Below are 22,136 nucleotides of genomic sequence, written 5' to 3'. Positions count from 1 at the left end.
TCAACCCCCCGCTCATTTCACCCGTCAGGAGATTTCATGGACTTCAGCTACACCCCCAAAGTACAGGAACTGCAGGCCCGCCTGCTGAAGTTCATGGACGCGCATGTTTACCCCAACGAGGCCCGATTCTTTCGGGAAATCGCCGAAAACCGCGCCAAGGGCAACGCCTGGATACCCACCGCCATCATTGAAGAACTCAAGCCCAAGGCGCGCGCGGCCGGCTTGTGGAACCTGTTCTTGCCGCACTCGCCGCGCGCGCCCGAGGGCCTGTCGAATCTCGAATACGCGCCGCTGTGCGAAATCATGGGCCGCGTGCCCTTTGCCGCCGAGGTCTTCAACTGCTCGGCGCCCGACACCGGCAACATGGAAACCATTGCCCGCTACGGCTCGGAGGCCAACAAGGACCAGTGGCTGGAGCCGCTGCTCAAGGGCGAGATCCGCTCAGCCTTTTTGATGACCGAGCCCGAGGTCGCCTCGTCCGACGCCACCAATATCCAGTGCAGCATCCGGCGCGACGGCGACGACTATGTGCTGAACGGCCTCAAATGGTGGTCATCCGGCGCCGGCGACCCGCGCTGCGCCATCTACATCGTCATGGGCAAAACCAACCCCGACGCCGGTCGTCACGAGCAGCAATCCATGATTCTGGTGCCGGCCAACTCGCCGGGCATCACGGTGATCCGCCCGCTGAGCGTGTTTGGCTACGACGACGCGCCGCATGGCCACATGGAAGTTCGCCTGACCAATGTGCGGGTGCCTGCAGCCAACCTGCTGCTGGGCGAAGGCCGGGGCTTTGAAATTGCCCAGGGCCGGCTTGGCCCCGGACGGATTCACCACTGCATGCGCAGCATTGGCATTGCCGAGCGCGCGCTGGAACTGATGTGCAAACGCCTGAACAGCCGCGTCGCGTTTGGCAAGCCGGTGGCGCGCCAGTCGGTCTGGGAAGAACGCATTGCCGATGCCCGCTGCATGATCGACCAGGCGCGTCTGCTCACGCTCAGGGCCGCCTACATGATGGACACCGTGGGCAACAAGGTCGCCAAGGCCGAAATTGCGATGATCAAGGTGGTGGCGCCCAACATGGCCTGCCAGATCATCGACTGGGCGATTCAGGCCCATGGCGGCGGCGGTGTGTCGGACGATTTTCCACTGGCCTATGCCTACGCCAGCCAGCGCACCCTGCGCCTGGCCGACGGCCCGGACGAGGTGCATCGCGCCTCGCTGGCCAAGCTGGAACTGGCCAAGCATTTGCTGATGCCGGGTGAGGTCGAGATGCCGGTGACGCGCGGCAGCTGAGCTTGCTGGCCATGACGTATTGCGCGGGCGTTGGCACTATTAATTTGATAGCTGCTGGCACCCGTTTTATATGGGCTACGGCCTTTTTTCAATAAAACCAGAGCAAATCAGATCGCAAGGTCGGTCGACAGCCGGTCAATGGCCGACTGGCAGGCGCGGGTGAAGATGTGGGTCGCATGCGCCAGCGTCGGCAGGTCGGCGGGCGTGTACTGCATGCGCAAATAGGCTTTGCCGCGCAGCAGCATCAGCATGACCGGCACCTGCGCATCCGGCCCCGGCTGTGGCCATGACAGCAGCAGCTCGGCCAGTAGCGGGTCCAGCCAGTCGGCGGCGTGATGGCTGTGCTCGGCCATCACGGCGTAACGGTTCCAAAATGGCTGCGGCGGGCCGTCCCAGCCGACTTCGGGGTACATGGCCAGCCAGCGCATCTCTTCGGTAAGGTTCACGGCAGCGGCGGTTTGAAGGGTGTCGGTATAGCTTTCGTAGGCACGCTTTTCCAGCACCTCCTTGAGGGAGCGATTCATGATCACCACCGACACGTCTTCCTTGATTCGCAACTCGGCGCGAGCCCTCAGTTCACGCCCGCGAATGTAGTCGCGCGAAGCGCTGCCGCACTCCATTTTCCAGGGCTTGTCGCCCACCTCACCGGTCAGGCCAAAGCCCTTGCCTTCAGCGGCTACAGTACACAGGAAACCCTGCGCGGCGGCCCACTGCGCAACGTCCCTGTTGGCGTGCGAGCGCGTCACTGCGATTTTGCCTTGCGCAATCGAGGTTTTGAGCCGGTCAAACATGGGTTTGGGATTCCTCCTGCGGGTTGAATGCGCGATCGCGGTAAGTCATCGTAATAAAGGAAACAACAATGATCAAGGTTTATTCGTGGCCCACGCCCAATGGCCACAAGGTTCACATCATGCTTGAAGAATGCGGCCTGCGCCTGGGCCGTGACTGGGAAGCCCTGCCCATCAACATCGGCAGCGGCGACCAGTTCACGCCCGAGTTTCTCGCGATCAGCCCCAACAACAAGATTCCGGCGCTGGTCGACCCGCAGGGCCCCGACGGAAAACCGATGGCGCTGTTTGAATCCGGCGCCATCCTGCTCTATCTGGCGGCCAAGACCGGCAAACTGCTGCCAAAAACCGACCGGCTCAAGTTTCAGGTGTTGCAGTGGTTGATGTTCCAGATGGGCGGTGTGGGGCCGATGCTGGGCCAGGCGCATCACTTTCGCATGTACGCGCCCGAAAAGATTGACTATGCCGTTGCGCGCTACAGCAACGAGGCCAAACGGCTGTACGGCGTGATGGACCGGCAACTGGCAACGCACACATTCATCGCCTGCAACCAGTACACCGTCGCCGATGTCGCGATCTTTCCCTGGCTGCGCAGCTGGCAAAACCAGGGCATCGACTGGGCCGATTACCCGCATCTGAAAAAATGGTTCGACCTCGTCGGCGCGCGCCCGGCGGTGCAGCGCGGCGTGCAGGTACTGGCCGGCCTGCGCCGCCCCCTCACCGGCGACAAGGAGCGCGACATCCTGTTTGGCAAGACGCAGTACGCAAGACATTAGTGGCGCCAGCCCCTGCCAGCGCCCGTTATTTCGAGGCGGCGTCCAGGGTGGCTTGTACCAGCTCGGCGCCGGCCTTCTGGCGAACGCTGTCGGTCACGCTTTCCGTCGCCTTGCGCATTTCCGCGCGGAACGAGGGCCGCACCGGCTCAAACCTCATGCCCCGATTCCCCAACTCCACGATGGCCCCGATATCCTCGGCGGCGGCCGAGGCCCGCTGCGCCATCACCGCCTTGCTGAGCGCATGCTGAATGATTTTCTGGTGCTCCGGCTTCAGCCCTTCGAACGCCTGCCGGTTCGCGACCAGCACGATCAGGTCAAAGAAATGCGCGCTGTTGGTCAGATGCTTCTGCACCTGGTCGAAGTTTCGATCCCGGATCACGGCGAAGGGGTTTTCCTGCGCGTCCAGCGCACCCGTTTGCAGCGCGCCATAGACCTCCTTGATATCCATCTTCACCGGGCTGGCGCCTAGCGCCTGAAACGTCGCAATATGAATTTCGTCGGGCTGAAGGCGGATTTTCAGCCCCTTCAGGTCAGTGATCGAGCGGATGGGCCGCTGGCTGCTGGTCAGCTGGCGCGCCCCCAGCTCCATGAAGCCCAGCGGCAAAAGGCCAGTGGCCTTGAGTTTGTCCTTGAGCATCAACCCGACCTTGCCGTCAACCACCTTGAAGGCGACCTGGCGGTCCGGAAACAGAAAAGGAATGCTCAGCACCGAAAGTTCGGGCACCGAGCGCGACAGGTAGGCGGTCGCAATCCAGGTCATGAAGAGTTTGCCGCTACGCACCTGATCCACGTTGTCCTGGGCACTGCCCAGTTGCATGGCCGGGAAGACGCCGATCTGGAACTCTCCCGAGGAGGCTTTTTCAACGTCCAGCTTGAACTGGGCCATTGCCAGGCTGCTTGAATGGTTCGCTGGAAAGTTACCGGCAATGCGCAGGGCTTGCGCGGAGACGGTGGCGCTGGCAAGCAGCAGCAGCGGGGCCAGCCAGACCGGCAGCAGCCTGAATAACGTGAATCGGCCGGGCCAGGTCATGGAAGTTCTCACGGGCGTCCCTCGTTATTGATTATGTTCAACATTAGAGTAAACATCATGGTCAACAACAATGTCGATAAAAGTAAAAGCTGCCTGACCAAAAATGCGGGCTTACCTCGACGATGGCCAGCCGGCAAACTCCTCGCCTGCAACCGCTACACTGTCGACGACGTAGGCATTTTTTGCGTGCTTGCACGGCTGGCGACCTTCACCACACGCGCCCCGACGGGCAACTCGGCATGCTGGTGCCGAGTATTCACCAGGGAAACGTAACCCCCATGGGAGACAGCGCTTTGGAATATTCTTCAAAACTTTTTCTGGCCGTGGCGCTGTTGGCAACGCTGGCACTGCAGGGCTGCACGGTGCTGGCCGTGGCCGACACGGTGGGCACGGTGGCCGTGAAGTCGGTAGGTCTGGTAGCCGATGCCGCGCTTGGCGTGGTCTCGATCACCGGCAAGGCGGTCGGTGCCGCGTTGCCCGGGGACGAATAGGGTCTTTGGCCATTGCTACTACACTGGCGCCATGCGAAATGATCCCGCCCGCCTGGCCGAGTTGCGCAAGCACCTCATTCTTGACTCGTCCAGCGAACGTGCCTACGACGACATCACCCGCCTGCTGGCCAGCAGCCTGGAAGTGCCTATTGCCATCGTCAATCTGCTTGATGAAAAGCGCGACTGGTTCAAGTCCTGCGTCGGCTTGCCCAACCAGGAGTCACCGGCAGAAACGTCTTTTTGCGAAGCCTTTTTCAACAGCTCCGACGATGTGATCGTGGCCGAAGACACGGCCAGCGACCCGCGCTTTGCCAGTCATCCGTTTGTGGTGGGAGAGCCGTTTATCCGCTTTTATGCCGCCGCGCGGCTGGCGATTGATGGCCACACCGTGGGCACGCTCTGTGCCTACGACGTGCAGCCGCGTAAAGTGTCGGCCGCACAGATTGCGCAAATGCAGACGCTGGCGGCGGCGGTGATTGAATTGATCGGGCAAAGACCGGATCCTGCGTGATCCAATTGGCCTGCCCGGAGGGGATCGAACCCCCGACCCTCAGCTTAGAAGGCTGATGCTCTATCCGACTGAGCTACGGGCAGATGAAAAACCCGGGAATCCATGATCAGGACACCCCCGGAATTTAACGCAGATATAAAAAAAGCCCACAAAGTGAGCTTTTTTAATGGATTCTTGGTCGGAGTACAAGGATTCGAACCTTGGACCCCCTGGTCCCAAACCAGGTGCGCTACCAGACTGCGCCACACTCCGACTAGTCAAATATTATAGCCCGATTCGCCCGCTGTTTTTTGGCTTGGCGCCCATTTTTTTACCGCTGTGCCAAGGCGCCTGGTGAACAATTGCCCCGGACCTCGCTACCACTGCCCGGCCGGCCGCTTGCTGCGTACCGAGGCGGCAATGGCTTCGGCGGCATCGCCGCGGTTGGCGCGCTGGGCAAACTGCAAGGCGGTCAGGCCCTGCTGATTTTTAAGCTGGGTATCGGCGCCCTCTTGCAGCAGCAGTTTGACGGCCGCCGGCGTGCCGTACATGGCCGCCATCATCAGCGGCGTGGTGCGGTTGGGTGACTCGGCATCGATGTAGGCGCTGTTTTCCAGCAGCAGGCTGATCATGGCCAGATGGCCGCTGCTGGCGGCGTAGTGCAGTGGCGTCCAGCCGGTCTTGTTGACGTCGGCGCCTTTTTTGATCAGTTTCTCGGCTAGATCCTGGTGGCCCTTGAGCGCGGCCAGCATCAGCGCGCTTTCGCCCTTGGCGTTGAGCACATTGACATCGGTCTTGGGCCAGTCGATCAGCACCTGGGCGGTCTTGAGTGCCGGTTCGCGCAGGGCCAGGTAGAGCCCGTTCAAGCCCTTCGGGTCGGGCGTGTTGGCATCGAAACCACGGGTCAGCAGCGCCTTGACGGTCTTGGCGTCATCCTGCTTGATGGCGTTGAAAAAATCCTCATACGAGCCCGCGCTTGCCGATGAAACTCCAGCAAAAACAATCAGGTATATGAGTTTTTTAAAGTGATTTATGAGGTTTATCGTCATGCCAGAACTCCGGTAAAGAGCCGTTCAAAATTGCGGCTGGTGGCCTCGGCAATGGTTTCCAGGCTTTGCTGCTGGAGGTCGGCAATCTGCCGCGCCACCAGCGGCACGTAAGACGGGTTGTTGGTTTTGCCGCGGTGCGGCATCGGGGCCAGGTAGGGGCTGTCGGTCTCTATCAGCATGCGGTCGAGCGGAACAAAGCGGGCCACTTCGCGCAGGTCGGCCGCGCTTTTGAAGGTCAGGATACCCGAAAACGAAATGTAAAAACCGAGGTCGAGGGCGGCCCGGGCCACCGCCTGGGTTTCGGTAAAGCAGTGAAAAACCCCGGTCGCCTGCCCCGCCGTACCGGCCTCGCCGCCCTCTTCCTTCAAAATTGCCAGCGTGTCTTCGGAGGCGCTGCGGGTGTGGATGACCAGCGGCTTGCCGGTCTGGCGGGCGGCGCGGATATGCACCCGAAAGCGCTCGCGCTGCCATTCCATGTCGGCCACGCTGCGCTCGCCGAGCCGGTAGTAGTCAAGCCCGGTTTCGCCGATGCCAACCACCTTGGGCAGGCGGGCGCGCTCAAGCAGGTCGTCCAGGCTGGGCTCCTGCACGTCCTCGTTGTCGGGATGCACGCCGACGGTGGACCAGAAGTTGTCGTAACTGGTGGCCAGCGCGTGAACGGATGCAAACTCTTCCAGCGTGGTGCAGATGCACAGGGCGCGGTCGACCTGGGCGTCCTGCATGGCGCGGCGGATTTGCGGCAGCTGCGCCTGCAGTTCCGGAAAACTCAAATGGCAATGGGAGTCGGTGAACATGCAAAAAAACGGTATTTAGGGGTAAAAAAGCGTGCTAGCCCAATAACAACAGGCATTAGCAGCTATGAAAATAATAGCAAGCCGGTCCTGGGACCGAACCACCACAAGGCTAGATGGTTTGCGTCGGCCGGTCCGAGGCCAGGTGCGCGCCCAGAATTTCTTCGATCTTGAGCTTGAGCTGGTGCGATTTTTCGTCGGACGGAAAACGCACACCCACGCCCTGGGTGCGGTTGCCGGCGGCGCGTGCCGGGGTGACCCAGGCGACCTTGCCGGCCACCGGGTAGCGCTGGCTGTCCTCGGGCAGGGTCAGCAGCACGTAGATGTCATCGCCCAGCTTGTATTCGCGGGTGGACGGGATGAACACGCCGCCTTCCACAAACAGCGGGATGTAGGCGGCGTAGAGCGCGGCCTTTTCCTTGATGGCCAGTTGCACCACGCTGGGCCGGGCGGTGGCGGCTGTCTTGGCGAGGGGCGCGGGCAATGTACTCATAAGGAGGCTAGTTTATCGGCTGAGTGGCTTGTTGTGTCAATCAGCTGATTGAATCAGTGTGGCTTGCGTGCCTATTCAATGCTTATTGGGCATTGAGTGCCCACCGGGCGCGGCTGACCAGGGCTTCGAGCATCAGGCCTGGGTTGTAGGGGTGCTCTACCGTGCGGGCGGTGGCGGCCAGCTCCCTGGACCAGCTGGCCAGCGCATACAGGCCGCCGGTCCCGGTGGCCGGGCCGATATCCCTGGCGTCAAAAAAGCGCGGCGCCGCGCCCATTTTGACGGCCAGCACATCGTGGCAAAGCTTTTGCAGCGCATCCACCGCCTGCGCCGGCGCCCAGTTGGCCAGCGCGCTGACATCACCCCGCGCCATTGCCTTGGGCAGCGCCTGCCAGTGCCGGGCGGCTTCGGCCGGGGCCACGCCTTGCGCCCAGGCCAGCGCATCGGCCGGGCGGCCACCGGCGGCCACCAGCAGCGTGTGCAGATCGGCGGGCTCGGGCCGGCGAGCGGCTCTCCTGGCCTTGCCATCGCCGTCGCTGTCGTCCTGGCGAGCGGTTTCATTCGCCAGCCAGCCCAGCGCCAGTTCAAAATCGGGCCAGACCATGGTGTGGCCCAGGCAGCGGCTGCGAATGGTGGGCAGCAGCTGGTGGGCGGCTTCGGTGGCCAGAATGAACTTGACGGCGCCGGGCGGCTCTTCCAGCGTTTTGAGCAAGGTGTTGGCGGTGATGTTGTTCATGCGCTCGGCCGGAAACACCAGCACCACCTTGGTGCTGCCGCGCGAGCGCGTGAACTGGGTGAAGGAGACGGCTTCGCGCGCCGCATCGACCTTGATTTCCTTGCTCGGTTTGCGCTTCTTGCTGTCCAGGTCGTCCTGGGTTTTCTCATCCAGCGGCCAGCCCAGTTCCAGCGACAGGGTTTCGGGCATCAGCATGCACAGGTCGGCATGGGTGTGCACCGCCACCGCGTGGCAGCTGCCGCAGTGGCCGCAGGCGCCCTGCGGCGTGGCCTGCTCGCAGAGCCAGGCGCGGGCCAGCGCCAGCGCCAGCTCAAACTGGCCCAGGCCCGACGGGCCGCTGAGCAGCCAGGCGTGGCCGCGCTGGGCCAGCAGGCTTTCCAGCTGGGTTTGCAGCCAGGGCGCGAGCGGATGGGCGTTGCCGGGGTCGCTCATGCCAGCCAGCCTTTGGCCACACACAGCTGGCGCACCGCCTGCCAGACGGCGTCACGGGGTTGCGACGCGTCAATCCGGGCAAAACGCTCGGGGTGGCCCCGCTGGCGGTCGGCATAGCCCTGGGCCACGCGGCGAAAAAACTCCACCGGCTGCGCTTCAAACCTGTCGGGCACGCGCGCGCCGGCCAGCCGCAGCGCGGCTTCCTCGGCGGGCAGGTCAAACCACAGGGTCAGATGCGGCTCAATCACGGTTTCGACCTCGGGCTTCATCGGCTGGTTGCCGGCCGGGTCGCCCAGCAGCCCTTCGTCGGCCTGCACCCATTGCTCCAGCGTGGCCAGCAGCTTCATGTCAAAGCCGCGCCCTGCCCCCTGGTAGGCAAAGGTGGCGTCGGTGAAGCGGTCGCACAGCACCACGTCGCCGCGCCGCAGCGCCGGCGCAATCACGCTGACCAGATGGTCGCGCCGGGCGGCAAAAATCAGCAGCGCCTCGGTCAGCGGGTCCATGGCATCGTTGAGAAACAGGGCGCGCAGCTTCTCGGCCAGCGGCGTGCCGCCCGGTTCGCGGCTCAGGGTCACGGCCCTGCCCTGGGCCCTGAAGGCCTCGGCCAGAGCCGCGATATGGGTCGATTTGCCGGCGCCGTCTATGCCTTCAAAACTGATGAAAAGGCCGTGCATGGTGGCGTGCATGTTGCTCATTTGCCTCGCTGATAGGTGTTGACGGCGCGGTTGTGCTCGTCGAGGCTGGCGCTGAAGTGGCTGCTGCCGTCTCCGCGCGCCACAAAATACAGCGCCTGGGTGGGCGCCGGCTGCACGGCGGCGAGCAAGGCGGCCTTGCCGGGCATGGCGATTGGCGTCGGCGGCAGACCGGCGCGGGTGTAGGTGTTGTAGGGCGTGTCGGCCAGCAGGTCGCGCTTGCGCAGGTTGCCGTCAAACTGTGGGCCCAGCCCGTAAATCACGGTCGGGTCGGTCTGCAGCAGCATGCCCAGGCGCAGCCGGTTGCTGAACACGCCGCCAATTTGCGGCCGGTCTGAGGCCTTGCCGGTCTCTTTTTCGACAATGCTGGCCAGAATCAGCGCCTGCTCGGGCGTTTTGAGCGGCGAATCGGGGCTGCGCAGCGCCCAGGCGGCCTCCAGGCGCTTGTCCATGGCGCGGGCGGCGCGCTTGAGCAGGGCCAGGTCGCTGCTGCCCTTGGCGTAGCTGTAGGTGTCGGGGTAGAAGCGGCCTTCCGGGTGCAGCCCCGGCCGGCCCAGCTTTTGCATGATGATTTCGGGCTCCAGCCCAAGCGTATCAGGCACCAGCTGCTCTGATTTTTGTAGCGCTGCACGCACCTGCCGGAAATTCCAGCCCTCGACCAGGGTGAAGCTTCTGAGGGTTTCCTCGCCGCGCACCAGCATACTCAGCAGTTTGCGCGGTGTGGTGCCGGGCACCAGCTCATAGCTGCCGGCCTTGATCTGCCGGGCCTGCCCCGAAAAACGAAACCAGGCCTGCAGCAGCAGCACCGGCACATTGGCACCGCTGGCCACCACCGCTTCGGCCACGCCATCGGCCGAGGTGCCGGGCTCAATCGACAGGTCGGCCACCTGGCTGCCCGGCGGCAGGCGCAGCTTCATCGGTTCGTGCAGCCACCACAGGGCCGCGCCAAACAGCAGCAGGGCCGCGGCAAACACGAGTATCAGCAAACTGGTAAAGACACGACGCACAACCCGGCTACCTTTCAAGAACCCGACCCCATGCCGGATGGCTATGATAATTCAGGCCATTCACCCAACCACTGCGAACCGCCTCATGACCCTGCCCCGCACCGCGACCGACCTGGCCGCCACGATTTCCGGCGTGACCGAACTGACCCACCTGGGCGTGATTCGCGCCCTGGGCGAAGACGCCGTCACATTCTTGCAGGGCCAGCTGACGCAGGACGTGGCCCTGCTCGGCCCGTCTGAAGCGCGGCTGGCGGCTTTTTGCAATGCCAAGGGCCGCATGCAGGCCAGTTTTGTCATGTTCAAGCGTGCTGAAGACGAGGTGTTGCTGGTCTGCAGCCGCGACATTCTGGCGGCCACGCTCAAGCGTCTGTCCATGTTTGTGCTGCGCGCCAAGGCCAAACTCAGCGATGCAACGGCCGACTTTGCGCTGCATGGCCTGGTTGGCAGTGCTATTGAATTGATAGCTGGTGCGGCAAGTCCTGCCTGGACCAAAGCCGATATTGATGCTGCAAACCTGGTATTTTTGGTCCCCGGCGCCGGCCAGGCGCGCGCGCTGCGGTGCGCGCCGGCGGGCACACCGCCGCCCGCAGGCCCGCCGCTGGCGATTGAGCAGTGGCAGTGGCTGGCCGTGCAGTCGGGCATTGCGATGATCACCCAGCCGATTTTTGAAGCCTTTGTGCCGCAGATGCTCAACTACGAATCGGTGGGCGGCGTCAATTTCAAAAAGGGCTGCTACCCCGGCCAGGAAATCGTGGCGCGCAGCCAGTTTCGCGGCACGCTCAAGCGCCGCGCCTACCTGGTGCACACAGAGGGCACGCCGGCCGTGGGGCAAGAGGTTTTTCATGCCTCGGACGCCGAGCAACCCTGCGGGCTGGTGGCCGCCGCCGCCGCCAACCCGGCGGGCGGGTTTGATGCGATCGTGTCGATGCAGACCTCGGCCGCCGCTGATGCCAGTCAAGTCCCCCTCACGCTGGGAAGCAGTACCGGCGCGGCCCTGACGCTGCTGCCACTGCCCTACCCCTTGCTGGAAGACATCTAGTGCGCGGCACACGCAGTGAAAAGCGTGGGGGTTTGCTCTCCACACCAGCAAGGGCCGCGGAACCGGCTTTGCCGGGCCGCAGGCGCAGCAGCCCCCTCGGGGGCAGCGAAGTACACGAAGTGACGAGCGTGGGGGCTTATAGATGTGCCTGATTGCGTTCGCCATCAACGCCTCGGCCCGCTGGCCGCTGGTGATTGCGGCCAACCGCGATGAGTTCTTCGACCGGCCCACGCTGCCGCTGGCGCGCTGGCAAGCCGGCAGCGGACAGACCATTATTTCGGGCCGCGACCTGCGCGCCGGTGGCAGCTGGCTCGGCATCACGCCCGGCGGTCGGGTGGCTTTTGTCACCAATGTGCGGCAGGGGCAGCCGCAGGCCGCGCCATGGTCCAGAGGCGATCTGGTGACACGCTGGCTGGCGCAAGACCTTGGCGCAGACGACTTTATCGATGGGCTCGGGCCGGACAGCAAGGCTTACGGCGGCTTTAACCTGGTGCTGGGCGACCTTCAGCGCCAAACCTGGGCCTGGGTCAGCAACCTGGCAGGCACCGCTGCATCGGGCTGGCAGACCCGGCCTTTGCCGGCAGGCATTTACGGCTTGTCGAATGCCGCGATGGACACGCCCTGGCCCAAAACCCGCGCGCTGAAACAGGTGTTGGCAGACAACCTGACCGGTACGGCGCAAACGCTGCAAATAGCGCTGTGGAACGCCCTGGCCAGCCGGCAACGCGCGTCGCGCCAGCAGCTGCCGTCTACCGGCGTGCCGCTGGAACTGGAAGAAGGCCTGTCCAGCGCCTTTGTCGATTTGCCCGAACGCGGCTATGGCACGCGCTGCAGCACGTTGCTGCTGGCCAGCGCGGCAGACCCGGACCCCGGCTCGTGGCAGGTGCACATGGAGGAGCGAACGCATGCGCGCACGGGCCATGACGCCAGTCGACCGGCATCGAGGCATTCGCCGGTAGCGACCGAGTCTTTTGCGCTGCAGCCCCTCGGCGCCGCCGGCGTGGCCTTTAAAGCCGCCTGAACATCTCGATGTGCGCGATGCCCGCCTCTTCAAAAGGCTCACCGCGCGGCGTAAACCCCTGGCGCTGGTAAAAACCCTGGGCGCCTTGCTGGGCGTACAGCATGACTTCGGCATCACCCCGGCTTTTGGCGGCCGCCATCAAGGCGTGCAGGACTTGCTGGCCGACGCCGCAGCCGCGCAGCGCCCGGTGAACGGCCATGCGGCCTATCTTGCCCACCCCGCTGGCGTGCTGCAGCAGCCGCCCGGTGGCGATGCATTGGCCCAGTCCGTTGTACGCCACGGCATGCAGGGCCGTGGCGTCGACCGGGTCCGACTCCATCTCGGGCGCAATGCCCTGCTCCTGCACAAACACGGCGGCGCGCAGCTTCGAGGCGTCGGCGCCCAGGCAGGCCCAGTCACCGGTTTGCATGTCCATCACCGCTTCGCCGGCCTCAAAGCGGACCAGCAGGCTGCGCAGCGCATCCGGCACGGGCCTGGCGGTTTGGGTTGAAGGGTCGGCAAATACATACACCAGCTCACCACTGACAAGCAGTGCCTGGTCCCTGAAAATCGCACCCGAAAAAAGCAGGGACGAATTGCCCACGCGCGTGCATTGCAGCGCCGCCTCGATCGGGTCATCGAATTGCGCCGACGCGTGGAACTCGACGCTGGCTTTCTTCAGGTAAACCTCGCCGCCGAGTTGCTGCATCGCCTCTTCGTAAGGCAGGCCCAAGGCGCGCCAATAGTCGGTCATGGCCACGTCAAAATACATCAGGTAGTGCGCGTTGAACACGATTTTCTGCATGTCCACCTCGGCCCAGCGCACCCGAAGGCGGTGAAAAAAGCGAAAGTCCGGTCTTTTCATCATGTTGAAGCCATCAGGTTAAAAGCCAGCCGCAACGCCCGCGCCGCATCGGCATGGGCTTGGCGCGCTTCGGGGATGATGCGGCCCATCTTGATGAACTCGTGCGTCACGCCACGGTAGATTTCAAGATCCACCGGCACGCCGGCGGCGCGCAGCTTGTCGGCGTACATCACGCCCTCGTCCACCAGCGGGTCGCATTCGGCCAGGCCGACCCAGGCCGGGGCCACGTCGTCCACGTCGGGCGTGTTGAGCGGTGCAAAGCGCCAGTCGTCGCGGTCGGCCGGGCTGCGCACATACTGCGCAAAAAACCAGCTGATCTGGGCCTCTTCGAGCACAAAGCCCTCGGCAAAGCGGCGGTGCGAAGGCGTGTCCTGCCGCGCGGCGCAGCCGGGGTAAATCAGCAGCTGCAGCGCCAGCGGCAAACCGGCATCGCGCGCCAGCACGGCGCACACCGCTGCCAGCGTGCCGCCCGCGCTGTCACCGCCCACGGCCAGGCGCGAGCCATCCAGCCCCAGGCTATGTGCCTGCCTGGCCAGCCATTGCAGGGCATCCCAGGCATCATTGGCGGCGGTCGGAAACTTGTGCTCGGGCGCCAGCCGGTAGTCCACCGACAGCACGGCGCAGCAGCTTAAATGGCTGAGCTGGCGGCACAGCACGTCATGGCTGTCAAGGCTGCCGATGGTGAAGCCGCCGCCGTGAAAGTACAGCAGCACCGGCAATGGGCTGGCAGACGGCGCGTACAGGCGAGCCGCTATTTTTTGACCGTCCCGCACCGCAATGCTGAGGTCTTGCACCCGCGCCAGCGCGGGCCGGGCGATTTCGAGCACGCCGGCGCCGGCTTCATAGGCGGCGCGAGCCTCGCCGGGGCTCAGGGTTTGCAGCGGCGCGCGGCGGGCGCGCGCCATGCGGCTGATCACGCCCTGCATGGCGGGGGTCAGTCGGGCGTGGGGTGAGGAGTTGAGCATGAAAAAGAAAAGCAGGAAAACCATCGATTCAGCAAGGGCGGCTATTACCAAGGTGACCGGAGCGAGGGTTTTTTGGCCCTACTGGCCGCGTCGCCGCCGCTACAGTCGAGAGCATCGTACAACGCGAACCGGCACACTCCCCTCCTTCCACTTGCACAAAGACCGCGATCATGGCCTTCATCTATTACATCACCCAGGTCCAGTTTGAATTCGGCGCGATCCGGCTACTGAGGCAGGAATGCGAGCGCGTGGGCATCAGCAAGCCGCTGATCGTGACCGACCCCGGCGTCAAGGCGGCGGGCATTTTGCAAAAGGCGCTCGACGCCCTGAACGCCCTGCCCGGCATGGCGGTGGCGGTGTTTGACCAGACACCCTCGAACCCGACCGAAGCGGCGGTGCGCGCGGCGGCGGCGCTGTACATGTCAAGTGGCTGCGACGGCCTGATTGCCGTCGGCGGCGGCTCGGCGATTGACTGCGCCAAGGGCGTGGCGATTGCCGCCACGCATGAAGGCCCGCTGACCACCTACGCCACCATCGAAGGCGGCTCGGCCAAAATCACCGCCAGCGCCGCGCCGCTGATTGCCGTGCCCACCACCAGCGGCACCGGCAGCGAGGTAGCGCGCGGCGCCATCCTCATCGTCGACGACCACCGCAAGCTGGGTTTTCACTCGTCGCATCTGGTGCCCAAGACCGCGATCTGCGACCCCGAACTGACGCTGGGCCTGCCCGCCATGCTGACCGCCGCCACCGGCATGGATGCGATCGCGCACTGCATGGAAACTTTTATGTCGGCCGCCTTCAACCCGCCGGCCGACGGCATCGCGCTGGACGGGCTGGAGCGCGGCTGGGCGCATATCGAGCGCGCCACGCGCAACGGCGCTGACCGGGACGCGCGGCTGAACCTCATGAGCGCGTCGATGCAGGGTGCGATGGCGTTTCAAAAAGGCCTGGGCTGCGTGCATTCGCTGAGCCACAGCCTGGGCGGCGTCGATCCGCGCCTGCACCACGGCACGCTGAATGCAATGTTTTTGCCGGCCGTGGTGCGCTTTAACGCCCAGGCCGAATCGGTGCAAAAAGACCATCGCCTGGACCGCATGGCCCGGGCCATGGGGCTGGCCTCGGGCAATGACATCCCCGAGGCCATCCAGGGCATGAATGCGCGGCTGGGGCTGCCGAGCGGCCTGGCGGCGATGGGCGTGCAGCCCGGCCAATTCGACGCGGTGATCAAGGGCGCGCTGGCCGACCACTGCCACAGCACCAACCCGCGCCTGGCCAGCGCCGACGAGTACCGCGAGATGCTGCAGGCTTCGATGTAAGCCTGTCCGCGGGGCGCGAGGCGGCGCCGGCGCGCAGGCTCAGTCCGGCTGGGCGTGAAACGCCTTGTTGGCGATCTTCCAGCCTTGCTCGGTCTTGAGCAGCACGAAGTAGTCGGTGAAGGTGACCGCGCCGTGCACCAGCGTGATCTTGGCGCTGGCCGCGGTGCCGCCAATGTCCATCGCGTCAATCGTGCGGCGGCGCGTGGCCTCGTCAGCGGCCGGCGTCCCCTTGAAGCGCAGGCAATACTGGTCCAGCGTCCAGGACGTCAGCGGGCCTTCGCGCACGCTTTCGATGCGGGCCGTCGGCATGAAGGCCTGGCGCATGTGCGCGGCGTCATCGGTGGCGTGGCCCCGCAGGTAATGCTCAAGCGGCACGCGCACGGCGGCTTCTTCGGGGTGGGTTGTCGGGTTCATGGAAGGCTTCCTCGGTTCGGGTGATGGTGTCAGCGGTGGCGCGTTGAAACGGCTGCGCTGCGGTGTTGATGCTAGCAGCGGCATTGCAACCCCAGCGGAGAAGGTATTCGCACCTGAATGGCGGTAAGCGGCATGCTTGCTGCCGTCATGACGGCTCGCTCGCTACAGGGCTACAGGGCTAGCCGGCCACGCGCCAGTCGGCCCGCACGCTGCCCTGCAGCACCATGTCGGCGTTGAGCCGGTCATTGGCCGCAATGCGCGCCTGGGCCTGGCTGCGGCTCAGGCCCCAGGCGGCCATGTGGCGGGCGGTCAGCCGCTGCAGCGCCAGCTCCAGCGGCACGTCGAGGTACCAGCATTCGTCGAGCAGGCCGGCCAGGTTCCAGCCGTCGGTGCGATGCAGCAGGTACAGGCCCTCCAGCAGCACCAGCCGGGTGGCGGGCCCGATGACGATGGCATCCTGCACCGGGTCGCCCACGCCGTGTTCAAAATCGGGCCAGCTCACGGGCGCGGCGTCCGCATCCGGTGCTGCATCGCGCAAACACCGTAGCCGGGCGGCCAGCGCGGCCGGGTCAAAGGTCCAGGGGGCGCCGCGCCGGGTCAGCGCCGCTGTGGGGTCGGGCATGGCCCGCAGCGCGGCCCGCGTCAGGTGAAAGCCATCCATGCCCAGCGCCAGCACTGTGCCCGCGCCGGCCTGCGCGTTGACCTCTTGCGCCAGCCGGGCCGCCAGCGTGCTTTTGCCCGAACCCGGCAGGCCCACCAGACCGACAATGCGGCGGCGGGCGCCGCTGGTGCTTAAAAGCGTCAGCAGCCGCTCAACAGGCTGGCTCAACAATGGGGCTTGCATCATGGCTTAAAGGCTTTCCAGCGCCTGCAGGTTGGGGTTTCGCAGCCAGACCTGCCATTCGTCCACCAGTTGCGTGCTGGCGGCCGTCGCGGCGCTCCAGGCCTTCACCCTGGCCTGCAAATCGGCGCCGTAACGGGTGAAGTCGGTGCGATCGGGCAGCTTGCCGTTGGGCAGGGTCTTGACCCAGTCCGGGTCGGGCGCCAGCAGCAGCATGTTGTCCAGGAAATGCGTGGGCTTGTGGCGCCATTTCAGGCTCTTGTCGAGCCAGCCGGGCACTACCGCTTTCTGAAAGTGCGGGTACAACACCAGGCCGGCGCCAGCTCGGCTCTGTACCCCGGAAAATGTATCATTTTGGCCGCTAGCCCCCGATTCATGGGCGGATCCTGCTATCAAATCAGAAGCATAGTTGAGGTGCAGATGGTAGTCGGTGATGCCGCCGTCCCAGTAGGCGCCGGGCGGCGCGCCCGGAATGTTGTGCACCGAGCGCAGCACAAAGGGAATCGAGCAGCTGGCCTGCAGTGCCGGCTGAAAGTTGGCTTCATCGAGCGGCACCTGGCGCGTGCGGTAGTCGTTGGTGGAAAACGGCAAGGCGGCGTTCTGGCTGGAAAACACCACGCGTTCGAGCCAGGCGCCCATGGCCTTGCGGTGCACCCCATTGGTCAGGAATGCGCCCAGGTAACCCAGCGGCGTGCCGACCCTGTGTTCGCGCCCCAGCACATGGCGGCCGCGCGAGGTGACGATGTGCAGCTTGTAGCGTGGGTGGTTCAGGACCTCCTGCACCCGGCCGCCGTAAAAGCGTTGCAGGCTCTGGCCGAACTGCTCGCTCACGAAATCGGCGCTCGGGCGCTTCTGGCCGGGTTGCAGTTCGTAGTGCTGGTGAATGTAGTCGTGCTCCAGCCGCGCAAACGCGGCCACCGGGTCGTTCAGGCAGGCCGTGGCCATGCGCCAGGCGCCTATCGAGGCGCCGACCAGATGTACCGGGTGGTTTGACGCCGCCAGCCAGTCGCCAAAGATAAAGCGGTCCAGCGCGCCCAGAATCAGGCCCTTGGGGCCGCCGGCGGCGCCAGGCACCACGCCAATGTCTTGCGGCTGCAGGCCATGCCGGGCGATGTGCTGGCGCGCCTTGGGGCCGGCGTAGAGGCGAAGGGCTTTCATGGCTGGCAAGCTGTGAACAAGGTGTGCAAGGAAATGTTTGCTATTAATTTTATAGCTGGTGGCGCACGTTCTACCTGGGCTGGATGCCGATTTGACCCTGAAACGCGACGCCAGACTGTCTTTTCGGCGACGGCGCCTACTTTTTAAGCCCCGCCAGCTTGCTGAAGGCCGACTCCATGGCGGTGGAGGCGGCGGGCTGGGCGGCTCGGGGCTGCCCGCCATAGTTCCCGCCGCTCCGGTTTTGCTGGCCTGGCCGCGCGCCTTCAAAGCGATTGTCGCGCGGGCCATCCTTGCGCGCCGGTGCGGCGTCGAGCTTCATGGTCAAGCCGATGCGCTTGCGCGCCACGTCGATCTCGGTCACGCGCACCTTGACGATGTCGCCGGTCTTGACGACCTCGCGCGCGTCGCTGACAAACTTGTTGGCGAGCTGGCTCACATGGACCAGACCGTCCTGGTGCACGCCGATGTCCACGAACGCGCCAAAGGCCGCCACGTTGCTGACCGTGCCTTCCAGCGTCATGCCTTCCTTCAAATCCTTGATGTCTTCCACGCCCTCGTTAAAGCGCGCCACCTTGAAGTCGGGGCGCGGGTCGCGGCCCGGTTTTTCGAGTTCGGCAATGATGTCCTTGACGGTGATGACGCCAAATTTCTCGTTGGCAAACAGCTCGGGTTTGAGCGTTTTGAGCATCTCGGCGCGGCCCATCAGCTCGGCCACCGGCTTGCCGGTGTGCGCCATGATTTTCTCCACCACCGCGTAGGTTTCGGGGTGCACGCCGGTCATGTCGAGCGGATTGGTTCCGCCGCGCAGGCGCAAGAAGCCGGCGCTTTGCTCAAAAGTCTTGGCGCCCAGGCCGGTGACTTTCAGCAAATCGGCCCTGGAGGCAAACGCGCCGTTGGCATCGCGCCAGCGCACCACCGACTTGGCCACGGTCTGGCTCAGGCCCGAGACACGCGCCAGCAGCGGCACGCTGGCGGTGTTCAGGTCCACGCCGACGCTGTTCACGCAGTCCTCGACCACCGTGTCCAGGCTGCGCGCCAGGTCGCTCTGGTTCACGTCGTGCTGGTACTGGCCCACGCCAATCGATTTGGGGTCGATCTTGACCAGTTCGGCCAGCGGGTCCTGCAGGCGGCGCGCAATGCTGGCGGCGCCGCGCAGGCTCACGTCGACGTCGGGCATTTCCTGGCTGGCAAATTCGCTGGCCGAATAGACCGAGGCGCCGGCTTCGCTGACGACGACTTTCTGTATTTCTGCCTCTCCAGAGAGCTTGGCGAGCTGCTTGATCAAATCGGCCGCCAGCTTGTCGGTCTCGCGGCTGGCCGTGCCGTTGCCAATGGCGATCAAATTGACGCCGTGTTTGGCGCAGAGCTTGCCCAGGGTGTGCAGCGAGCCTTCCCAGTCCTTGCGCGGCTCGTGCGGAAACACCGTGGCGGTTTCCACCAGCTTGCCGGTGCTGTCGACCACCGCCACCTTCACGCCGGTGCGAATGCCCGGGTCCAGCCCCATCACCACGCGCGGGCCGGCCGGCGCGGCCAGCAGCAAATCGCGCAGGTTGTCGGCAAACACCTTGATGGCAACTTTCTCGGCGTCTTCCCTTAGCTTGGTGAACAAATCACGCTCCAGCGACAGGCTGAGTTTGACTCTCCAGGTCCAGGCCACGCATTTGCGCAGCAGATCATCGGACGGACGCGCCTTGTGACTCCAGCCCAGGTGCAGCGCAATCTTGCCTTCGGCAATGCTGGGCTGACCGGCTTCGGGCGGCACCGGCAAGACCAGCTTGGCATCCAGAATCTCCAGCCCGCGGCCGCGAAACACGGCCAGCGCGCGGTGCGAAGGGACGCGGCCAATCGGCTCGTCATAGTCGAAATAGTCGCGGAATTTCGCGTTGTCGGCGTGGTTCTCGTCCTTGCCCGTCACCAGTTTGGACGAGAACAGCCCTTCGCTCCAGAGCCAGTGGCGCAGCGACTGCACCAGCGCCGCGTCTTCGGCCCAGCGCTCGCTCAGAATGTCGCGCACGCCGTCGAGCACGGCCTGCACGCTGGTGAAATCGTCGCCGCTTTCATTCTTTTCGGCCTTGACAAAGGCGACGGCTTCGTCAGCGGGCACCCGCGACGGGTCGGCAAACAGCTTGTCGGCCAGCGGCTCAATGCCGGCTTCGCGCGCGATCTGGCCCTTGGTGCGGCGCCTGGGCTTGTAGGGTAAATACAGGTCTTCCAGGTCCTGCTTGGTGGCGGCCAGCTCAATCGCCGCGCGCAGCTCGGGCGTCAGCTTGCCCTGCTCTTCAATGCTTTTGAGCACCGCTTCGCGCCGCTCTTCCAGCTCGCGCAGATAGCCGAGCCGGTACTCGAGCTCGCGCAGCTGGATGTCGTCGAGACCGCCGGTGGCTTCCTTGCGGTAGCGCGCAATAAAGGGCACGGTGGCGCCTCCATCGAGCAGCTCCACCGCGGTCTTGATCTGGTGTTCCTTGACTTTGATTTCTGCCGCAATCTGGCGAATGATTTTCTGCATGGGGAAAAGAGGTTCTCGTCTGGAGGGTGGGAGAAAATGGCCACAACCGGCGTTTACAAACAGATGCAAATCGCTGCGGACAGGCCGGAACCGACGCTGAGGGACGGCATTGTCCCACAGCTTGAAAACGGCCAAAAACCTGATAATGGGGCGTAATTTTGCAAGGTTTTCGGGGAAACAGACATGCGCGCACGCACCGTTCTTTTCATTATCGCCATTGCCGTGGTGGCAGCCTTCGTTGCCCTCAATGTGGACGAGTTCACCCGTATCAGTGTGCTGAGCCTGGGCTTCACAACGATCCAGGTGTCGCTGGGCCTGGTCATGCTGCTGCTGCTGGTGGTGGCTACCGTGGTGTTTCTGGCCAGCACGCTGTACATGCAAAGCAGCAACCTGATTGAAACCCGCAAATACGCCCGCGAGCTCAACACCCAGCGCGAGCTGGCCGACAAGGCCGAGGCTTCGCGTTTCACCGAGCTGCGCAATTACCTCGAAGCCCAGGCGGTCGCCACGCAGCAGCGCGAAAACGCCGCCAGCGCGGTGCTGACGCAGCGCTTTGCCCTGCAGCAGCAGGCGCTGCTAACCCGCATCGAGCAGTCGGACAACAGCACGGCCGCCTACCTGGGCCAGTTGCAGGACCGGCTGGAAGCGGACGGCATCAACACCGGGTTCCCGGTGCGCAACGGCCTCAAACCGCCACTGGCCTGAGCGCCAGGCCGCGCTGCCTGTAAGAACGGCCTGGCGGCCGCGACCAAGGGATAGCCCCGGCTGATTGCCGCAAGCCGTTCCAGGCCTGGCGCGGCGGGGGTTTCATTCTGGAGACCTTGCATGTCATCAACCGCTTCAAAAACCATAGCAGTCTGCGCCCTTCTGTTCAGGGTTGGCAGCGCATTTGCCGTGCAAAACCAGTGCAGCGCCACGTCCGGCGCCAGCATCACGCCGGTGGTCGAGCTTTATACCTCCGAGGGCTGCAGCTCCTGCCCGCCGGCCGACCAATGGGCCTCATCGCTCAAAGGCAAGGGCGTGGTGGTACAGGCTTTTCATGTCGGCTATTGGGACTACATCGGCTGGGTTGACCGCTTTGCCGCGCCGGCTTACACCACGCGCCAACGCAGCGTGGCGGCCCGCAACAAGCTGCGCAGCATCTACACGCCACAGGCGGTGCTCAATGGCAGGGACCTGCCGCAATGGAACAACTGGCCAGACCGGATCGGCCAGGCCAATCCGGCCGAACCGGCCCGTGCGCGCATCACGCTGCAGCAATTGGGGCCGGACCAGTTCGAGGCCACCGTGACGCCCATCTCCGCAGGCCCGGCAGCGCCCGCCGGCCCCTGGTCGGCCTACTGGACGGTAACCGAACACGGTCACAACTCCAAAGTGCAGGCCGGTGAAAACGCGGGCGAGTTCTTGAAGCACGACTTTGTGGTGCGCCAGTACACACCGGCGGGCGACTACAAACCCGCTGAAGGCAATGCGCAAGCGCCGCAAAAACTCGGTTTTCGCAGCATTGCGCCCACGCCGGGCCATGCGCGGCAGGTCAACCTGGTGGTGTTTGAGCCCAAAACCGGCAGCACCCTGCAGGCGCTGAGCCTGCAATGCGCGAGCTAGGGGCTGACGGTTCCCTGCTCGTGACTTGGCTGTGCAAAACCCGCCGTTGCATGCGGCTCAGGCCACGGCGAAAACTCTGCCAATGGCAGGGTGAACCGCACCCGGGTGCCGGCACCGGGTTTGCTTGAAATCAGCAGCTCCCCGCCTATAAGCTGGGCACGGCGGCGTATGCCCTGCAGGCCCTTGCCACTGCCGGTTCGTGCGCCATTTCCGCCATTTGCACCATTTCCGCCGTTTGCACCGTTGCCAGCCCCCCCGATACCGTGGCCGTTGTCGCGCACCTCCAGCACCAGGCTGCGGGTTTCCGGCACATAGCGCAACACCACCCCCACCAACGAGGCATGGGCATGGCGCATGAC

General features: G+C 64.5%; 24 protein-coding genes and 2 tRNA genes. 9 read left to right on the top strand and 17 right to left on the bottom strand.

Annotation, left to right across the window (positions count from 1 at the left end; translation table 11 throughout):
• Positions 1-36 precede the first annotated feature (36 nt).
• The gene (locus tag RMO23_RS00885) at positions 37-1,296 is read left to right on the top strand and encodes an acyl-CoA dehydrogenase family protein (RefSeq protein ID WP_309678135.1); all 1,260 of its coding nucleotides are present in this window, start codon (positions 37-39) and stop codon (positions 1,294-1,296) included.
• A gap of 107 nt (positions 1,297-1,403) precedes the next feature.
• Here RMO23_RS00885 and RMO23_RS00880 read toward each other — a convergent pair whose 3' ends face one another.
• Positions 1,404-2,087 (bottom strand): hypothetical protein, encoded by a 684-nt coding sequence (locus RMO23_RS00880; protein WP_309678133.1) that lies wholly within the window; start codon positions 2,085-2,087, stop codon positions 1,404-1,406.
• A gap of 68 nt (positions 2,088-2,155) precedes the next feature.
• Between RMO23_RS00880 and RMO23_RS00875 the strand changes: the two genes are divergently transcribed.
• Positions 2,156-2,860: a glutathione binding-like protein gene (locus tag RMO23_RS00875; protein WP_309678132.1), complete on the top strand. Its 705-nt coding sequence runs from the start codon at positions 2,156-2,158 to the stop codon at positions 2,858-2,860.
• 25 nt (positions 2,861-2,885) lie between these two features.
• Here the strand turns inward: RMO23_RS00875 and RMO23_RS00870 are convergent, their stop codons facing one another.
• Entirely contained in the window at positions 2,886-3,902 is a 1,017-nt protein-coding gene (locus tag RMO23_RS00870; RefSeq protein WP_309678130.1) for a TRAP transporter substrate-binding protein, read from the bottom strand.
• Between the two features lie 281 nt (positions 3,903-4,183).
• On the opposite strand from RMO23_RS00870, the gene RMO23_RS00865 reads away from it, so the two are divergent.
• Complete coding sequence (locus tag RMO23_RS00865; RefSeq protein ID WP_309678128.1) at positions 4,184-4,381, top strand: hypothetical protein; 198 nt, start codon at positions 4,184-4,186, stop codon at positions 4,379-4,381.
• A 31-nt stretch (positions 4,382-4,412) separates the two neighbouring features.
• Positions 4,413-4,892 (top strand): GAF domain-containing protein, encoded by a 480-nt coding sequence (locus RMO23_RS00860; RefSeq protein ID WP_309678126.1) that lies wholly within the window; start codon positions 4,413-4,415, stop codon positions 4,890-4,892.
• 6 nt (positions 4,893-4,898) lie between these two features.
• On the opposite strand, the gene RMO23_RS00855 is transcribed toward RMO23_RS00860, so the two are convergent.
• From RMO23_RS00855 to mltG, 8 genes are all read right to left on the bottom strand, one after another.
• A tRNA-Arg gene (locus tag RMO23_RS00855) sits at positions 4,899-4,975 on the bottom strand.
• 92 nt (positions 4,976-5,067) lie between these two features.
• Positions 5,068-5,144 (bottom strand) — tRNA-Pro (locus RMO23_RS00850).
• A 104-nt stretch (positions 5,145-5,248) separates the two neighbouring features.
• Entirely contained in the window at positions 5,249-5,920 is a 672-nt protein-coding gene (locus tag RMO23_RS00845) for an ankyrin repeat domain-containing protein (RefSeq protein WP_309678124.1), read from the bottom strand.
• The gene (locus RMO23_RS00840; RefSeq protein ID WP_309678122.1) at positions 5,917-6,714 is read right to left on the bottom strand and encodes a TatD family hydrolase; all 798 of its coding nucleotides are present in this window, start codon (positions 6,712-6,714) and stop codon (positions 5,917-5,919) included. The genes RMO23_RS00845 and RMO23_RS00840 overlap by 4 nt, the downstream gene beginning before the upstream one ends.
• Positions 6,715-6,823: 109 nt before the next feature.
• Positions 6,824-7,204 (bottom strand): PilZ domain-containing protein, encoded by a 381-nt coding sequence (locus RMO23_RS00835; protein WP_309678120.1) that lies wholly within the window; start codon positions 7,202-7,204, stop codon positions 6,824-6,826.
• 82 nt (positions 7,205-7,286) lie between these two features.
• Positions 7,287-8,369: a DNA polymerase III subunit delta' gene (locus tag RMO23_RS00830; protein WP_309678119.1), complete on the bottom strand. Its 1,083-nt coding sequence runs from the start codon at positions 8,367-8,369 to the stop codon at positions 7,287-7,289.
• A complete protein-coding gene (gene tmk / locus RMO23_RS00825; RefSeq protein ID WP_309678117.1) occupies positions 8,366-9,064 on the bottom strand; it encodes a dTMP kinase in 699 nt (232 codons plus the stop codon). Before tmk ends, RMO23_RS00830 begins: the two co-directional genes overlap by 4 nt.
• A complete protein-coding gene (gene mltG / locus RMO23_RS00820) occupies positions 9,061-10,068 on the bottom strand; it encodes an endolytic transglycosylase MltG (RefSeq protein WP_309678115.1) in 1,008 nt (335 codons plus the stop codon). The genes tmk and mltG overlap by 4 nt, the downstream gene beginning before the upstream one ends.
• 85 nt (positions 10,069-10,153) lie before the next feature.
• On the opposite strand from mltG, the gene RMO23_RS00815 reads away from it, so the two are divergent.
• Together RMO23_RS00815 and RMO23_RS00810 are read left to right on the top strand one after the other, a co-directional pair.
• A complete protein-coding gene (locus RMO23_RS00815) occupies positions 10,154-11,107 on the top strand; it encodes a folate-binding protein (protein ID WP_309678113.1) in 954 nt (317 codons plus the stop codon).
• A 142-nt stretch (positions 11,108-11,249) separates the two neighbouring features.
• Complete coding sequence (locus RMO23_RS00810) at positions 11,250-12,128, top strand: NRDE family protein (RefSeq protein ID WP_309678111.1); 879 nt, start codon at positions 11,250-11,252, stop codon at positions 12,126-12,128.
• On the opposite strand, the gene RMO23_RS00805 is transcribed toward RMO23_RS00810, so the two are convergent.
• Positions 12,115-12,972: a YbgC/FadM family acyl-CoA thioesterase gene (locus RMO23_RS00805; protein ID WP_309678150.1), complete on the bottom strand. Its 858-nt coding sequence runs from the start codon at positions 12,970-12,972 to the stop codon at positions 12,115-12,117. The two genes, RMO23_RS00810 and RMO23_RS00805, sit on opposite strands and share 14 nt — an antisense overlap.
• Positions 12,972-13,937, bottom strand: coding sequence for an alpha/beta hydrolase (locus RMO23_RS00800; RefSeq protein WP_309678109.1), 966 nt, complete (start codon positions 13,935-13,937; stop codon positions 12,972-12,974). The genes RMO23_RS00805 and RMO23_RS00800 overlap by 1 nt, the downstream gene beginning before the upstream one ends.
• 170 nt (positions 13,938-14,107) lie before the next feature.
• On the opposite strand from RMO23_RS00800, the gene RMO23_RS00795 reads away from it, so the two are divergent.
• Positions 14,108-15,253 (top strand): iron-containing alcohol dehydrogenase, encoded by a 1,146-nt coding sequence (locus tag RMO23_RS00795; RefSeq protein ID WP_309678107.1) that lies wholly within the window; start codon positions 14,108-14,110, stop codon positions 15,251-15,253.
• A gap of 39 nt (positions 15,254-15,292) precedes the next feature.
• Here the strand turns inward: RMO23_RS00795 and RMO23_RS00790 are convergent, their stop codons facing one another.
• The 4 genes from RMO23_RS00790 to RMO23_RS00775 all read right to left on the bottom strand — a co-directional run bounded on the left by RMO23_RS00790 (position 15,293) and on the right by RMO23_RS00775 (position 20,172).
• A complete protein-coding gene (locus RMO23_RS00790) occupies positions 15,293-15,667 on the bottom strand; it encodes a nuclear transport factor 2 family protein (RefSeq protein WP_309678106.1) in 375 nt (124 codons plus the stop codon).
• A gap of 178 nt (positions 15,668-15,845) precedes the next feature.
• A complete protein-coding gene (locus RMO23_RS00785; RefSeq protein ID WP_309678105.1) occupies positions 15,846-16,514 on the bottom strand; it encodes a nucleoside/nucleotide kinase family protein in 669 nt (222 codons plus the stop codon).
• 3 nt (positions 16,515-16,517) lie between these two features.
• Positions 16,518-17,666: a patatin-like phospholipase family protein gene (locus RMO23_RS00780; RefSeq protein ID WP_309678103.1), complete on the bottom strand. Its 1,149-nt coding sequence runs from the start codon at positions 17,664-17,666 to the stop codon at positions 16,518-16,520.
• Between the two features lie 136 nt (positions 17,667-17,802).
• The gene (locus RMO23_RS00775) at positions 17,803-20,172 is read right to left on the bottom strand and encodes a Tex family protein (protein WP_309678101.1); all 2,370 of its coding nucleotides are present in this window, start codon (positions 20,170-20,172) and stop codon (positions 17,803-17,805) included.
• Between the two features lie 183 nt (positions 20,173-20,355).
• Here RMO23_RS00775 and RMO23_RS00770 point away from each other — a divergent pair, with 183 nt between their 5' ends.
• Positions 20,356-20,877, top strand: coding sequence for a hypothetical protein (locus tag RMO23_RS00770; RefSeq protein ID WP_309678100.1), 522 nt, complete (start codon positions 20,356-20,358; stop codon positions 20,875-20,877).
• A gap of 120 nt (positions 20,878-20,997) precedes the next feature.
• Positions 20,998-21,777, top strand: a complete 780-nt coding sequence (locus RMO23_RS00765) for a DUF1223 domain-containing protein (RefSeq protein ID WP_309678099.1) — start codon at positions 20,998-21,000, stop codon at positions 21,775-21,777.
• On the opposite strand, the gene RMO23_RS00760 is transcribed toward RMO23_RS00765, so the two are convergent.
• The coding region (locus RMO23_RS00760; RefSeq protein WP_309678097.1) for an ATP-binding protein at positions 21,774-22,136 on the bottom strand (363 nt) is incomplete at its 5' end. The genes RMO23_RS00765 and RMO23_RS00760 overlap by 4 nt on opposite strands.

This window comes from Polaromonas sp. (assembly GCF_031411155.1).
Taxonomy (GTDB): Bacteria; Pseudomonadota; Gammaproteobacteria; order Burkholderiales; family Burkholderiaceae_C; genus Polaromonas.
The sequence above is the reverse complement of the archived record's forward strand: the minus strand, read 5'-3'. Positions and strand labels throughout refer to the sequence as shown.

Coding starts and splice junctions, on each gene's coding strand:
- RMO23_RS00830 (WP_309678119.1), bottom strand. CDS start 8,369: ATGAGCGACCCCGGCAACGCCCATCCGCTCGCGCCCTGGCTGCAAACC.
- RMO23_RS00805 (WP_309678150.1), bottom strand. CDS start 12,972: ATGAAAAGACCGGACTTTCGCTTTTTTCACCGCCTTCGGGTGCGCTGG.
- RMO23_RS00835 (WP_309678120.1), bottom strand. CDS start 7,204: ATGAGTACATTGCCCGCGCCCCTCGCCAAGACAGCCGCCACCGCCCGG.
- RMO23_RS00840 (WP_309678122.1), bottom strand. CDS start 6,714: ATGTTCACCGACTCCCATTGCCATTTGAGTTTTCCGGAACTGCAGGCG.
- RMO23_RS00875 (WP_309678132.1), top strand. CDS start 2,156: ATGATCAAGGTTTATTCGTGGCCCACGCCCAATGGCCACAAGGTTCAC.
- RMO23_RS00815 (WP_309678113.1), top strand. CDS start 10,154: ATGACCCTGCCCCGCACCGCGACCGACCTGGCCGCCACGATTTCCGGC.
- RMO23_RS00775 (WP_309678101.1), bottom strand. CDS start 20,172: ATGCAGAAAATCATTCGCCAGATTGCGGCAGAAATCAAAGTCAAGGAA.
- RMO23_RS00885 (WP_309678135.1), top strand. CDS start 37: ATGGACTTCAGCTACACCCCCAAAGTACAGGAACTGCAGGCCCGCCTG.
- RMO23_RS00810 (WP_309678111.1), top strand. CDS start 11,250: ATGTGCCTGATTGCGTTCGCCATCAACGCCTCGGCCCGCTGGCCGCTG.
- RMO23_RS00860 (WP_309678126.1), top strand. CDS start 4,413: ATGCGAAATGATCCCGCCCGCCTGGCCGAGTTGCGCAAGCACCTCATT.
- RMO23_RS00785 (WP_309678105.1), bottom strand. CDS start 16,514: ATGATGCAAGCCCCATTGTTGAGCCAGCCTGTTGAGCGGCTGCTGACG.
- RMO23_RS00765 (WP_309678099.1), top strand. CDS start 20,998: ATGTCATCAACCGCTTCAAAAACCATAGCAGTCTGCGCCCTTCTGTTC.
- RMO23_RS00800 (WP_309678109.1), bottom strand. CDS start 13,937: ATGCTCAACTCCTCACCCCACGCCCGACTGACCCCCGCCATGCAGGGC.
- RMO23_RS00795 (WP_309678107.1), top strand. CDS start 14,108: ATGGCCTTCATCTATTACATCACCCAGGTCCAGTTTGAATTCGGCGCG.
- RMO23_RS00780 (WP_309678103.1), bottom strand. CDS start 17,666: ATGAAAGCCCTTCGCCTCTACGCCGGCCCCAAGGCGCGCCAGCACATC.
- RMO23_RS00880 (WP_309678133.1), bottom strand. CDS start 2,087: ATGTTTGACCGGCTCAAAACCTCGATTGCGCAAGGCAAAATCGCAGTG.
- RMO23_RS00790 (WP_309678106.1), bottom strand. CDS start 15,667: ATGAACCCGACAACCCACCCCGAAGAAGCCGCCGTGCGCGTGCCGCTT.
- tmk (WP_309678117.1), bottom strand. CDS start 9,064: ATGAGCAACATGCACGCCACCATGCACGGCCTTTTCATCAGTTTTGAA.
- RMO23_RS00845 (WP_309678124.1), bottom strand. CDS start 5,920: ATGACGATAAACCTCATAAATCACTTTAAAAAACTCATATACCTGATT.
- RMO23_RS00770 (WP_309678100.1), top strand. CDS start 20,356: ATGCGCGCACGCACCGTTCTTTTCATTATCGCCATTGCCGTGGTGGCA.